The organism is Pseudomonas sp. SWRI179 (assembly GCF_014268705.1).
GTDB classification, from domain to species: Bacteria; Pseudomonadota; Gammaproteobacteria; order Pseudomonadales; family Pseudomonadaceae; genus Aquipseudomonas; species Aquipseudomonas zanjanensis.
Window position 1 is genome coordinate 107,505 of record NZ_JABWRA010000004.1, and the last position, 13,243, is coordinate 120,747.

Annotated in this window: 10 protein-coding genes; all 10 read right to left on the reverse strand. The window is 61.1% G+C overall.

What is annotated here, in order from left to right; all coding sequences use genetic code 11:
- Positions 1-137 precede the first annotated feature (137 nt).
- The 10 genes from HU767_RS03655 to HU767_RS03700 all read right to left on the reverse strand — a co-directional run bounded on the left by HU767_RS03655 (position 138) and on the right by HU767_RS03700 (position 13,207).
- A complete protein-coding gene (locus HU767_RS03655) occupies positions 138-1,775 on the reverse strand; it encodes a BatD family protein (protein WP_186704890.1) in 1,638 nt (545 codons plus the stop codon).
- A complete protein-coding gene (locus HU767_RS03660; protein ID WP_186728542.1) occupies positions 1,772-3,508 on the reverse strand; it encodes a tetratricopeptide repeat protein in 1,737 nt (578 codons plus the stop codon). Before HU767_RS03660 ends, HU767_RS03655 begins: the two co-directional genes overlap by 4 nt.
- Positions 3,505-4,584, reverse strand: coding sequence for a VWA domain-containing protein (locus HU767_RS03665; protein WP_186728543.1), 1,080 nt, complete (start codon positions 4,582-4,584; stop codon positions 3,505-3,507). Before HU767_RS03665 ends, HU767_RS03660 begins: the two co-directional genes overlap by 4 nt.
- On the reverse strand, positions 4,577-5,071 hold the full coding sequence (locus tag HU767_RS03670; protein ID WP_186704893.1) for a DUF4381 domain-containing protein: 495 nt from the start codon (positions 5,069-5,071) through the stop codon (positions 4,577-4,579). Before HU767_RS03670 ends, HU767_RS03665 begins: the two co-directional genes overlap by 8 nt.
- Positions 5,068-6,012: a DUF58 domain-containing protein gene (locus HU767_RS03675; RefSeq protein WP_053119738.1), complete on the reverse strand. Its 945-nt coding sequence runs from the start codon at positions 6,010-6,012 to the stop codon at positions 5,068-5,070. The genes HU767_RS03670 and HU767_RS03675 overlap by 4 nt, the downstream gene beginning before the upstream one ends.
- 9 nt (positions 6,013-6,021) lie before the next feature.
- Positions 6,022-6,981, reverse strand: a complete 960-nt coding sequence (locus tag HU767_RS03680) for a MoxR family ATPase (protein WP_109756072.1) — start codon at positions 6,979-6,981, stop codon at positions 6,022-6,024.
- 445 nt (positions 6,982-7,426) lie between these two features.
- Positions 7,427-9,142: an ATP-binding cassette domain-containing protein gene (locus tag HU767_RS03685; protein ID WP_186728544.1), complete on the reverse strand. Its 1,716-nt coding sequence runs from the start codon at positions 9,140-9,142 to the stop codon at positions 7,427-7,429.
- Positions 9,143-9,175: 33 nt separating this feature from the next.
- Positions 9,176-10,348, reverse strand: coding sequence for a YcaO-like family protein (locus HU767_RS03690; RefSeq protein ID WP_238349409.1), 1,173 nt, complete (start codon positions 10,346-10,348; stop codon positions 9,176-9,178).
- Positions 10,349-10,915: 567 nt separating this feature from the next.
- The gene (locus HU767_RS03695; protein WP_186728545.1) at positions 10,916-11,893 is read right to left on the reverse strand and encodes an NAD(P)-dependent oxidoreductase; all 978 of its coding nucleotides are present in this window, start codon (positions 11,891-11,893) and stop codon (positions 10,916-10,918) included.
- Between the two features lie 15 nt (positions 11,894-11,908).
- Positions 11,909-13,207, reverse strand: a complete 1,299-nt coding sequence (locus tag HU767_RS03700) for an MFS transporter (RefSeq protein WP_186704896.1) — start codon at positions 13,205-13,207, stop codon at positions 11,909-11,911.
- Positions 13,208-13,243: the final 36 nt, after the last annotated feature.

Below are 13,243 nucleotides of genomic sequence, written 5' to 3' on the forward strand. Positions count from 1 at the left end.
GCTTGCTCCCGCTCGATTGCGCAGCAATCGCAAGAGGGGGCTGCTGCGCAGCCCAGCGGGAGCAAGCTCCCTCGCCACAAAAGCCACAAAAGCCACAAAAGCCACAAGGCTGAAAAAGCTGCAAAACAAAACGCGGGTTATTTGGGATAAAGCGGCGGCAATCCGGAATCACCGGCCGAATCCAGCGCCCCTTCGGTGGGCGGAATGGTACGGATGGCCCGCCACAAGTCTTCGCCTTGCCAATGCTGGCCGGTCTCGCTGTAGAGCGCGCCGTTGAGGCCATCCAGGGCGTCGGACAGCGGCACGAAACGCGCGGCCATGTCGGCCAGGGTTTCCGGTTGCTGGCGGGCCCAGGCGTCCAGGGCTTGGCGGGTGGCGTGGGGGTCGTTGGCCAGGCAGGTGCGCTTGAGGTCGTCCAGCAGGGTGCGTGGGCTCGGTCCGGCCTGGGTCGAGCGCAGGATCGCCGGCTGCCAACGGGCGCGCCACCACAAGCCGAAGCCGAGCAGCGTCGTGCAGGCCAGGATCAGGCTGCTCAGTTGCCAATACCACAGGGTCTCGCTGTCCACCGTGGTCACGATCTGTGTCGTGCTGGCCGGCGTATCCACCATCAGGCTCGGATTGTTCGCCACTTGCAGGGTCCGCGCCGGGAGACTGGTGCGGTCCAGATGATCTTCCAGGGTGTTCCACCAGACCACTTCCACCGGTGGCAGCTCGATGGTGCCGCTGCGGTTGGGCACCAGTGCCTCGCGGTCCTCGCGGCTGCCCACCAGTCCGCGTTCACTGCTGCGGCTGCTCAGTACCGGTTGGTCTGGATAACGCCGCAGGCCATTGATCTCGGTGGCCGGCAACGGCGGCAACTGGGCGCTGGCCAGGCCTTCGGCTTCCAGGGTCAGGCTTCGGGTCAGGGAGTCGCCGACCTGGCTGTGGGTCGGCTCCGGGCTCCAGCTTTCACTCAACGACAGGCTGCGTGCCGGCAGCCAGGGCACGTCGGCCGGGTAGCTGGCCGGCTTGGGTTTGACGCTCAGCAGCAGTTGCTCGGAGCTGACCCGCATCAATTGGCCGGGCTTGGGGCCTGAAGGGGCGGCGTCCTGGGCCACCGGTTCGACCAGGGTGGCACTGAAGGTCTGGGCCGGAATCGTCAGCTCGCCGCTGCGCTGCGGGTAGATGCCATAACGCAGTTCGATGACGCCATGGCGTACATCGTTGATGACTTTTTCGTAGGTGCGCGATTCACCCAGTTGTTCGGTGCGCGCATCGGGGATGTGCAGCGGCGTCAGGCTGCTGTCGTCATACAGCGACACCGAATGGTAGATGCGCAGGGTCAGGATCGCTTGGGCCTGCACATACACGTCGCGCTGGTCGAGGCTGGCCTCGATGAACACTGGCGCCAGGGTTCCCGAGGCGTTGCGGGTTTCGCTTTCGATGACTTGCAGGGTGATCGGCTGAGTGCTCACTTCGCCCAGTTGCAGCGGCGGAATGACCACGGTGCCGCTTCGACGTGGCAGCAAGGTGATGATCCAGCGGGTGGTGGCGCGGTTCTCGCCGTCGAGGGTCGTCAACTGATTGACCTGGCGGGTGCCGCGCACATCGAACAAGGCCTGGAGCGGGCCCAGGTCGGGTTTGCCGAACAACGTGGCGTCATTGGATTCCAGGGTCAGTTCCACCGTTTCCCCGGAGTTCAGGCGGCTGCGGTCCACACTGGCCGTCAGCTGTGCAGCCTGGGTTCCAGAGGCCCAGAGCAGCAAGACGAGGAGGTAGGCGGTGAAGCGGGTCATGGGGTTTTTCCCTGGGCCTGATGGCTTTGCTGTTCATACCAGAATTTACGCCTGAGCAGCTCGCCGGGGTTATCCGGGATCTGGCGCAGCCATTGTTCCATGGCCTGGCGTTGTTCTTCTTCATTGCGCTGGCCGCCGGCGGGACGCAGCGGTGGCGTGGTGGTCTGTTCGTCAGGCAGCTCGCTGCCCGGCACATCCTGGGCGGTGGGCGGCTGTGCGGCCCGTGGGGGCTGGGATTCGTCCGGCGTCGCGGCGGTCTCGGTGGATGGCTGTCCCGGTTCGGAAGACTGGCTCGTCGAAGTGCTATCCGGCGCTTGCTCGGAGGGGGCTGGTTCCTCGTTTTCCGCGGGCTTGGGCTCTGGCGCCGGTGGTGCCTGCTCCTTCAACAGGCTCTGCACCAGCGCTTTGTTGGTCTGGGCCGGGCGCAGGTCGGGTTGCAATTCCAGGGCTTGTTCGTAGGCATCCAGTGCGGCCTCCAGCTCACCGCTCTTGGCCAGGGCGTTGCCACGATTGTAGTGGGCACGGGCGTCGTTGCCTTCGGCGAAGCGTCGGGCGGCTTCGCTGTATTGACCGGCTTCGTACAGGGCGACGCCTTGCCATTGGCTGTCCTCGAAGCGGGCGGCGGCTTCGGCGGGGCGCTTTTGCTTGAGCAAGTGCTGGCCCTGTTGATCGGCGCGCAACCACAGGTCCTGGAATTCGAAGGCGTGGCCGGTTTGCGGCAACACGAACAGCAGCGGCAGGCAGAACAGCCAGCCGCGACGTCCGGCGCAGGCGGCAAGCAGCAACAATGGCAGGAGCAGCCAATAACCCTGGTCGGCCCAGGTGTCCAGGCGCAACGTCTGGCCGTCACTGCGCAGATGGCGAGGACCGTCCAGCAGGCCCAGGCCGCGCAGGTCGCTGTCATCCAGCCGCGCCGGTCGGTAGCGACCGTCCAATTCGTTGGCGAAGGCCTTGAGGCCCGGGCTGTCCAGGCGCGGCACCAGGATCGAACCCTGGGCATCCTTGAGGTAACTGCCATCTTCCTGGGCCACCGGTGCGCCTTCCCGGGTGCCGATGCCCAGCATCAGCCATTGCGTGGCGGAACCGTCCAGGACTTGGCGGATGCCTTCACGTTCCTGTTCGTTCAACGACGAACCGATCAGCAGGATCCGACCGTGGCCGAGTTCACCCTGGTCCAACAGGGCCATGGCCTTATGGACCGCCAGGTCGGCGCGATGACCGCCTTGGGGCATGATCGACGGCGCGAGGGCTTCGAGCAGGTTGGCGCTGGTGGCCAGGTCGTCGGACAGCGGCACCAGCGTGTGGGCGCTGCCGGCATAGACAATGATCGCGGTTTGGGCATCGCTGCGGTTCTGCAGCAGGTCCAGCAGCTTGCGCCGAGCCTGCTCCAGGCGCGTCGGCGGGACGTCGGTGGCGAGCATTTCCGGGGTCAGCTCCAGTATCACCACCAGCGGATCGGCGGGTTTCTGGCTGGTCTGCTCGACCCGCGCCCAGCTCGGCCCCAGCAACGCCAGCACGATCAACAGCCAACCCAGTCCCAGGGCGATCCATGGCAGCCGGCTTTCCCGACCCGTGCCACCGCTGAGCAGCACGGCGTGGAAGGCCGGGGGCAAGATCATCTGCCAGCGGCCCACTCGCTTCTGTCGATGCCACAGTTGCCAGAGCAACCAGCCCAGCAACGGCAGCAGCAACACGAACCAGGGGCGCAGCCAGTGTGGCCAGAGGGCGATCATCGACGCCTCCGCAAGCGCAGCCGCTTGAGCCGTTGACGCCACTCGGTGTGTTGGGCCGGTTTGAACAGCGCCTGGTTGAGCAGGCGCTGCAATGGATTGTCCGGCCAGCGCGTCCGGGCCGCCAGCAGCACGCTCAGCAACAGTGCAACGGTCAGGGGCCAGTGATACAGCGCCAGGGCAGGGCGCGCTTGGGTCGGTTGCTGGGTCACCGGTTCGAGCTGGTCGAGGGTGGTCTTGATCGCCAGCAGTTGCTCACCATCCTGGGCGCGGAAATAACGACCGCCCGTGACCTGGGCAATGTCCTTGAGGGTCGGCTCGTCGAGGTCCAGGCTCGGGTTGACGCCGAGGAAGCCCGCCGTGCCGCTTTGTTCCGGGTCGGCACCGATGCCGATCGGGTAGATTTTCACGCCTTCGTCGGCGGCCAGCTGCGCCGCAGTCAATGGATCGATTTCGCCGCCGTTGTTGGCACCGTCGGTGACCAGGATCAACACGCGACTGTGGGCCGGACGCTGGCGCAGGCGCTTGAGGGCCAGGCCGATGGCGTCGCCAATCGCGGTATTCTTGCCGGCGATACCGATGCGCGCCTCGTCGAGCCAACGCCGCACGGTGCGACGGTCGAAGGTCAGCGGCGCCTGCAAGTAGGCCTGGCTGCCAAACAGGATCAGGCCGACCCGGTCACCTTCGCGGCCTTCGAGAAAATCCCCGAGCATGTGCTGGACCAGCGTGAGGCGGCTGACTTCTTCGTCCTTCCACTGCATGTCGGGAAAGTCCATGGAACCGGAGACGTCCACCGCCACCAGCAGGTCGCGACCGCTGGCGGCAATGGGCAACGGTTCCCCCAACCACTGCGGCCGGGCGGCGGCGATCAGCAACAGCAGCCAGAGCAGGATAAAAGGTGCCTGTTGTCGCCAGGTCGGCAGATTGGCCCGGGCCCGACGGCCCACCAGGCCTTCCAGGTCGCCGAGGAAACTGACCTTGAGCGCCGGCTCGCCGCTGTCGGCCGCCGGCAGCACCAGGCGCATCAGCCAGGGCAACGGCAACAGGGCGAACACCCATGGCCAGGCAAATTCAAACATGTTTGCGAATCCAGATTTCCACCGCCTGGGTCAGGCCGGCGATGGCTTTGTCGTCGAGCTTGCATTCGGGTTTGTAAGCGCCTTCCACCAGTACCATCCAGCGTGTCAGGCCGGCGGCCGGGCAACGGTTGTCGAGGAAGGCCAGCCATTTGCGCCCATTGAGGGTGTGGCTCTGGCTGTAGGGATAGTGATTGCGACACAGGCGCTTGAGCAGCCCGTTGAGCTGCTGCAGCCAGGCACCGGCCGGCGCGCCGTCGTAGGGTTTGGGCAGCCGGGCGAGTTCGGCCAGGGCGGCCACGCGCACCGGGTCCAGGGGTTGCTCATTGCGGTCCGTGGTGCGCTTGGCGGGAATGAAGCGGCGCAAATGCCACAGCCCCAGGCCCAGCAGCGGCAACAGCACCAGCAGCAACCACCAGCCCGGCGCGGGTGGCCAGAAGCCGATGGGCGGTGGCGCCATCAACGGTTGCAGTTGATCGAGACTGCTCATCGGCTTTTCCCGGCCCGCTTGGGGTTCAGGTATTCGCGCAATTGCTCGACCATGTCACCCTGGGTGCTCAGGGGCATCATCAGGATTCGCAGCTTCTGCGCCAGCAGCTCCCAACGTTCCTGGCGAGCGTCGGCCTGGGCGCGATAGGCCTGGCGCAACTCGACATTCAGGGTGTCGAGCTCCAGTTGGGCATCGCGCTGGGCGAAACGCAGCAAGCCGGCGGCGGGCAAGGCGTGGTCCAGTGGGTCCGACAGCGGCAGCAGCAACAGGTCGCAATGGCGCGACAGCAGGCTCAGTTGCTGCTCGGCGCTGTCGGACAAGGCACGCTCGTCGCAAATCACGATCACCAAGCTGCCGGGCCGCAGCACTTCCCGGGCTCGACGCAGGGCGATGCCGAACGAGTCGCGGTCCGGCTCGCCCTCGGTGTGCAGCGATTGGTTGACCCGCACCAGCCGGTTGAGCAATTGCAGAAGGCTCTGTTTGCTGCGCCGCGGCTTGACCTCGTAATGGGTGTTGTTGCCGAACACCAGGCCGCCGACCCGGTCGTTGTGCCCTAGCGCGGCCCAGCCGATCAGGCTGGCGGCCTGGGCGGCGAGCACCGACTTGAACATCAACCCCGAGCCGAAGAACAGCCGGTGGCTTTGCTCGATCATGATGAAGATCGGCCGCTCGCGTTCTTCGTGGAACAGCTTGGTGTGGGGCTCCTGGGTCCGGGCGGTGACGCGCCAGTCAATGGTGCGCACGTCGTCGCCGGCCTGGTAGACCCGCACCTGGTCGAAATCCACCCCGCGTCCACGCAGCTTGGAGTGATGCAGGCCGATCAGCGGGCTGCGTTGGCCTGGTGTCGAGAACAATTGCACCTCGCGCACGCGATGGCGCATCTCGATCAGCTCCGAAAGGCTGACGCGGATGCCCGGTGCGGGCGCTAGGGGGTTATTCATGACGCATGCTCAAGCGACAGCGACGACGTCGAGAATCCGCTGCACGACCCGGTCCTGGTCGATGCCGGCGGCCTCGGCTTCGAACGACAGGATGATGCGATGGCGCAGCACGTCGAACAGCACGGCCTGGATATCTTCCGGGCTGACAAAGTCGCGTCCGGCCAGCCAGGCATGGGCGCGGGCGCAGCGGTCGAGGGCGATGGAGCCCCGCGGGCTGGCGCCGTAGGCGATCCACTCGGCCATCTCCGGGTCGAACTTGGCGGGGTTGCGGGTGGCCATGATCAGTTGCACCAGGTATTCCTCCACGGCGTCGGCCATGTACAAGCCGAGGATTTCCTTGCGTGCGGAGAAGATCGCCTGCTGGCTCACGCGACGCTCGGGCTTGGTCTCGCCGTTCAGCGCTTCACCCCGGGCCTGCTGGAGAATGCGGCGTTCCACGGTGGCATCGGGAAAACCGATCTTGACGTGCATCAGGAACCGGTCGAGCTGGGCTTCGGGCAACGGGTAGGTGCCTTCCTGCTCGATCGGGTTCTGCGTGGCCATCACCAGGAACAGCGGCGACAGCTCATAGGTGCTGCGCCCGACACTGACCTGACGCTCGGCCATGGCTTCGAGCAGGGCCGACTGGACCTTGGCCGGGGCGCGGTTGATTTCATCCGCCAGCACCAGGTTATGGAAGATCGGCCCTTGCTGGAACACGAAACTGCCGGTTTCTGGCCGGTAGATTTCGGTGCCGGTGATGTCGGCAGGCAGTAGGTCAGGGGTGAACTGAATGCGATGGAATTGCGCTTCAATGCCTTCGGCCAACTCTTTGATGGCCTTGGTCTTGGCCAGCCCGGGCGCACCTTCCACCAGCATATGACCGTCGGCGAGCAGGGCGATGAGCAGGCGCTCGATGAGTTTTTCCTGGCCGAGAATCTGCGTTGAAAGAAAGGTTCGCAGCGCCAGCAGCGCTTCACGATGTTCCATCGGTGACTGTTCCTGGAAAGGGTGGCCCCAGGCGTTCGGATAACGCCGGGGCTGGGGGCGTTACTTTAATGCATGGCAGGGGGTGGCGACTAACGGGATTTTGTCTGGTGTGCGGATTTGTGATCGGTTTGGAGTCGTTGTGGGAGCGGGCTTGCTCGCGAAGACGCAGTGTCAGGCAACATTTTCGTCAACTGACACACCGCTTTCGCGAGCAAGCCCGCTCCCACAGGGATCTGTGGTGTACACCCGAGATCAGTGTGGGAGCCGAGCCTGCTCGCGAAGAGGCCGGCACATCCAGCATCGTCGTCCCAGGCAGACTGCCATCGCGAGCAGGCTCGCTCCCACAGGAGATCTGCGGCATATGCGAATCCTGAGGCCACTCCAAAACAACTGTGGGAGCCGAGCTTGCTCGCGATGATGGCGGCACATACACCTCCAATCTTCGCTAGTTTTGCATCCGAATCTCATCCACCAGCAGCTTGATTGCTGGTCTGTCGACCAGCTCCCGCCACGGACCATCCTCCACGATTGCCCCAGCATGCATCACAATGACCCGGTCAAACCGATGCAGGTGATCAACGTCGTGGGTGACACATATCAATCCCTGCCCGGCAAAAACCTCGAATAACAGGTCCCAAAGGGGCGTGGTCAACCTGGGTTCGATGGATGCGCTTGGCTCGTCGAACATATTGAATTTTCCAGGCTTGTTGATCAGGCGCAGTAGCGATAGGCGTTTGGCTTCGCCTCCGGAGATATTCGATGCATTTTCGCTGACCTGCCGTGTAGCCACGATCTCATCCAGTTCCAGTTGTCGTATGGCTCTGGATAAAATGGGCGATGCGCTGCTTCCGAACAGAACCGATTGTTCAAAAGAGCCTTCCAGGAACCGTGGTTGTTGGGGGCAGTATCTCAAGGCATCCAAGTGAGCTTGACCGGTCAAAAGTGAGACCGGTACCGAGTCGATACTCAGTTGGTCACGCATTGATGCATCAAGCCCGGCGAGGACTTCCAGAAAAGTGGTTTTGCCTGCGCCGCTAGGGCCCGTAACAGCCACTGACTGCCCTTGGGCAAATGCCAGGGAGCGCTTGATCGACAGGCGAAGCGGTCCCGTTCCTGCCACTTCGCAGGGGTCGAGTTCCAGAACTGAGGACCGCTGGAAATCAACCCAGGCCAGCCGATTGCTGCGATCGAAATCCGGAAGCGATAGCAGACCCTGAAATTGACGCTGGTCTGCAAGAAACTGATCGAGAACACGATACCCTTCAGTCAAGGTTGAAATACTGAGCAGGTAGCTCCCCGCGATTGAAAAAATGGCAACCAGCTGCCCGACACTGATACTGGGCTGGCCCGAAAGCTGGTCTACGACGCCCCAGTAGAGCAATCCCCCAGTGGAAAGACTTACGAACAGTATCTTGGCGGTGCTCAGCAGGCCGCCAGATGATGCCGTAGTCACTGCGGCGTTGGCATAACGTCCGAACGCCGCGTTCAACGGGTGCAGGGCAGTAGGTACGGCACTTTCCAGTTTTATGATTTTTCCCGCGTTGAGGGTGTTGTAGAGGTGAGCGCTTAATTCATCTTCCTGTTCATTGACTGCGTCGATGTGCTTTCTCCGCCATCTGATGATTTTATGGGTGGCAGCCAGATAGATAACTCCGAACGCCGTCATGCTCAAAAAAATTTCACCGCCCCCTATGTAAATAAAAGCACCCCCAACAACGATGAACTCCAGGAGTACGGGGAGCGCAATGGTTACAATGAAAGTGAGTAGTTGTTCGTGGGCAGTAATTCCGCGTTCGACCGATTTGATGAAATGGCCGATTCTCCAGGCGTTGAATAACGAAAATTCTTTGCCTATGAGTTCGGTGATCCACTCAATGGAAGCGTTCATGATAATGCTCTGTACCAGCTTGGACAGCGCATGGAGTTGCAGGGGCGTGATGATGGCATGAATACATCCCGCGACAATCAGGCCTGCCGTCAGTGCGAGCAGGGTGCTGGATGCTGGATTTACGTTGCCTTGCAGCGTGTCGATGATGGTTCCGAGTAACAGCGGAGGGGCAAGTGTAATCAGTTTGAGTGCGATGATGGTGATTATAGTTGTCATCAGAAGTTTGGTGTGTTTTTTATAGGCGTTTTTTATCATTGCCCTAATGCTGTGCATGTACTCGCTCCTGGTTGTTTTGTGTTCGATAGTTCAACCGCGTAATACGTACTGAGGCACCACCAGGCGACCGTTTCTAATGATATTGAAGCGCTCAAGTCCTGGGATGTAGATTTGAGTGACGATGCTGTTGCCTGAAAAGCGAGCCACCGTTCGGTGGAATATTTTCATTCTTTTGCTTGATAGGTTTTTTTGCAGTTTTTCTAATTGTTCGGAGACTGTCGGGGAGTCGATATGTGCAGGGGAGTCAATTGTGGGAAGTGTCGCTCTTATGAGTGGTGCGAAGTCGATCAGGTGTTTCAGATGCCTTGATTTAGATAGTAGGTCAAAGGTTTCTCTATCTATGGATTCTTCAGTGGCATCATATAATTCCTCGGACTGGAACTGTTCAGTAACTGCCCTTTGGATTGCAGTATGGATTTCAAGCGAGCATCCGGAACCGATGGGTGAAAGATGGTGACCTCCAGGGCCCGCCTTGGGAAATGCCACTGCAAAATAAACTGACAGCACGTCCTTGATAATGATCACTTGCAGTCTGTTCGCTGACGCCAAGGCAGCGGGTTGGCTCGTCAGCGCTGTTTCAAGCAACGCGGTAGAAGGTGTGTACAGCTCCATTGCCGGACCGAGGCCACAGACAACCATGTAGAAAAGAGACAGGATATGCCTCTCGATTGTTTCGTGGGCACCATGTAACAGTGCTTCGTTCTCTGTGCAACCGAAAGCAATTCCTGAATTTGATGAGTAGCGAGATAGAAAGCGCAGTGCGGAATTCGAATCTTCGTGGATGTTTTGTGTCGTTTCGGGGCATAGAAGGAGGCACGGCGCGAATAGTTCTTCATTATTGTTGAGTGAGGTAAGCCTAAAACACTCGATTAATTTTTCGGTGTGAGGCAGGCTGGTAAAGATTCCATCGTCTGCAACTACTTTTTGAGTAGCTATCTTGTCGGAGCGGTATCGTATGGGAGCATCAGCAAGAGGCTGAAACGTGCTGAAGTGTTCAATGCTTTCTGCCAGTGCACCTATTAGTGAGTCAGGTCCCTTGCCAGCCCCCGATTCAACGAGGTTATCGTTGCCATCAAACAGTTCGGCAGTCGCCACTAGCTTGGATGGTGTCGTGTACCGTGTTACGGCACTGAGGCCCAGTGCATGGAGCGTGGACATTATATTGAATAGCGCTTCGGTGGGTGATAGTTCTCGTTCTGACATGTGGGTCTCCTTTAAAGGATGCCGAAAGGAGATCCTTTCGGCATCTGTTCGCCGATATTTAATCGGTCACTGGCTTAATTGGTCAGTGACGCGAAAAAGTCGGCTTCCGTTGCGAGGAGATCTTTAGAAAGGCCTAATGCCTGCGGCAGACCAAAAAAGGTATGATTTATTTCAGAGCGTTTCCTACCCATGTCGATTTACTCCCATGTAGTTAATGAGCGTCGCGACGCGAGCGCCCAACTTGCGTTTGTTCGCAAGTGATTAATTAATAGCATTGGGGTGAGGTGAAGGCTATTGCGCGACTTCCGAGGCTGGCGTAGGTTCGTTCTTGCCGTTGAGTAGGAGGGGAGTGTAGGAATGTAGCTGCTTTGTTGAAAGTGTGGTTTCTCTCTACTGTTTTCGCCGTTTGGGGTGTTTATATTATTTTAAGAAAGGATCAAAAGGATAATCTGGCAGTTGTGTTTTAAGGCAGGTGTGCCCGGAAAAATTGTGTTGCGTGCGCATTTAAAGGAACACAGTTGCCATCGCGACCCTGCTCGCGATGGCATATTCGCAGGCGGCAACAACTCAGCCTACCCACGCCCCCGCATTCACCAGATTCACCGGCCGCTCCCCCGCCAACGCCGCCAACAGGTTGTCCACCGCACAGCGTGCCATTGCCTCCCGGGTCTCATGGGTGGCCGAGCCCATGTGCGGCGTCGCGACCACGTTGTCCATCTGCAACAGCGGCGAATCGGCATTCAAGGGTTCGCGCTCGAACACATCCAGCCCCGCGCCACGGATCTGCTGGTTGCGCAGGGCTTCGATCAACGCCGCTTCATCCACCACCTTGCCCCGGGAAATATTGATGAAGATGCTCTCGGGACGCATCTGCGCGAACGCTTGGGCGCCGATCAGCCCGTGGGTCTCGGCTGTCAGCGGCAAGGTCAGGCAGATGAAATCCGCCTGCTGCAACAGCGTTTCGAGACTGCAATAACGTGCGCCGAACCGCTGCTCGACCGCAGGCTTGGGCGAATGGCTGTGGTAGAGCACCGGCATGCCGAAGCCGAAGTGCCCGCGCTGGGCCAGGGCTTCGCCGATGCGCCCCATGCCGATGATGCCCAGGGTCTTGCCATGGACGTCGGTGCCGAAATGCTGGGGGCCGATGCTCTGTTGCCACCTGCCTGCGCGGACCTGATTGGCCAGCTCCACCACGCGCCGGGCGGTCGCCAGGATCAGCGCGAAACCGGTGTCTGCGGTGGTCTCGGTCAACACGTCCGGGGTATTGCTGAGCAGGATCCGGCGTTCGGTCAGGTAATCGATGTCGTAGTTGTCGACCCCCACCGAGACGCTGGCGATGGCTTGCAGGTTCGGCGCCAGGTCCAGCAGCGCCGCGTCGAGCTTGAGGCTCGCGCCCAGCAGGCCGTGGGCGCTGGGCAGGGCGTCGCGCAGTTGTGTCAGGCCCTGGGCGTCGAGGCGTTCGATGAGCGTGACTTGGGCCTGGGCTTGCAGGCGTTCCATCAGTTGCGCTGACAGTTTTTTGTACAACACCACGTGCTTTTTCATGGGATGGGTCTCGATTCAGGAACGGGCGGGCGCCGGGTTGGGCGTCGCGGGGTGGGAGACGGTCCGGTCGCTGGCGCCAGGCTTGAGGGCGAGGGTCAGGACCACCGACAGCAGCAACGCACCGCTCATCAGCAGGAAGGACATGCCGGGGGAGCCAGTGGTGCCGTTGAGGTAGCCCACCAGGTACGAGCCGCCGAACGAGCCCAGCGCGCCCATGCTGTTGATCAAGGCCATGGCACCGCCGGCGACATTGGCCGGGAGGATTTCCGGAACGATGGCGAAGAACGGCCCGTACGGCGCATACATGCAAGCGCCGGCAATCACCAGCAAGCCATAGGACCACCAGAAGTGCTCGGCCCCCAGCAGGTAGGAGGCGTAGAACGCGATGGAGGCGATCAGCAGCGGCGGCCAGACGAAACGCTTGCGCTTCTGTGCCTTGTCCGACGCCCAGGACACCACCAGCATGCCGATCACCGCCGCCAGGTACGGCAAGGACGACAGCCAGCCGGCCTCGACCATGTTCATCTGCAGGCCGGCCTTGAGGATCGACGGCAACCACAGCACAAACCCATAGACGCCGATGCTCCAGCAGAAAAATTGCAACGCCAGGATGACCACCTTGGGCGAGCGGAAGGCCTCGGCGTAGTTCTTCACTGCTTTGATGCCGACCTGTTCGGCCGCCAAGGCACTTTCCAGGTCGTGTTTTTCCTGGTCGTTGAGCCACTTGGCCTGGGCTGGGCGATCATCGGCCAGGCGCCACCAGACAAAGGCCCAGAGCACCGCCGGCAAACCTTCGATGATGAACATCCAACGCCAGTCGAATTGCTGCACCAGGTAACCCGAGACCACGGACATCCACAGCATGGTCACCGGGTTGCCAAGGATCAGGAAGGTATTGGCGCGCGACCGTTCGGCCCGAGTGAACCAGTGACACAGGTACACCAGCATCGCCGGCATTACTGCGGCCTCGACCACCCCAAGCATGAAGCGGATGACGATCAGCCAGTAGGCGTTGGAGACCATGCCCGTCAGGGTGGCCAGTGACCCCCAGAGGATCAGGCTGACGAAGATCAGCTTCTTCACGCTGTGCTTTTGCGCGTAGATCGCCCCGGGTATCTGGAAGAAAAAGTAGCCGAGGAAAAACAGTGCGCCCAGCAGCGACGATAGTCCTGGGGTGATCATGAGGTCCTCGGCCATGCCCGAGGCGGCGGCGAAGCCATAGTTGGCCCGGTCGAGGTAGGCCAGGCTGTAGGTGATGAACACGATGGGCATGATGTACCACCAGCGGCGGGTGGCGAGGTTGAGCGTTTGCATGTCATTGACTCCTGAGCTTGTTGTTTTTGTTGCAGC

Coding starts and splice junctions, on each gene's coding strand:
- HU767_RS03655 (WP_186704890.1), bottom strand. CDS start 1,775: ATGACCCGCTTCACCGCCTACCTCCTCGTCTTGCTGCTCTGGGCCTCT.
- HU767_RS03660 (WP_186728542.1), bottom strand. CDS start 3,508: ATGATCGCCCTCTGGCCACACTGGCTGCGCCCCTGGTTCGTGTTGCTG.
- HU767_RS03665 (WP_186728543.1), bottom strand. CDS start 4,584: ATGTTTGAATTTGCCTGGCCATGGGTGTTCGCCCTGTTGCCGTTGCCC.
- HU767_RS03670 (WP_186704893.1), bottom strand. CDS start 5,071: ATGAGCAGTCTCGATCAACTGCAACCGTTGATGGCGCCACCGCCCATC.
- HU767_RS03675 (WP_053119738.1), bottom strand. CDS start 6,012: ATGAATAACCCCCTAGCGCCCGCACCGGGCATCCGCGTCAGCCTTTCG.
- HU767_RS03680 (WP_109756072.1), bottom strand. CDS start 6,981: ATGGAACATCGTGAAGCGCTGCTGGCGCTGCGAACCTTTCTTTCAACG.
- HU767_RS03685 (WP_186728544.1), bottom strand. CDS start 9,142: ATGCACAGCATTAGGGCAATGATAAAAAACGCCTATAAAAAACACACC.
- HU767_RS03690 (WP_238349409.1), bottom strand. CDS start 10,348: ATGTCAGAACGAGAACTATCACCCACCGAAGCGCTATTCAATATAATG.
- HU767_RS03695 (WP_186728545.1), bottom strand. CDS start 11,893: ATGAAAAAGCACGTGGTGTTGTACAAAAAACTGTCAGCGCAACTGATG.
- HU767_RS03700 (WP_186704896.1), bottom strand. CDS start 13,207: ATGCAAACGCTCAACCTCGCCACCCGCCGCTGGTGGTACATCATGCCC.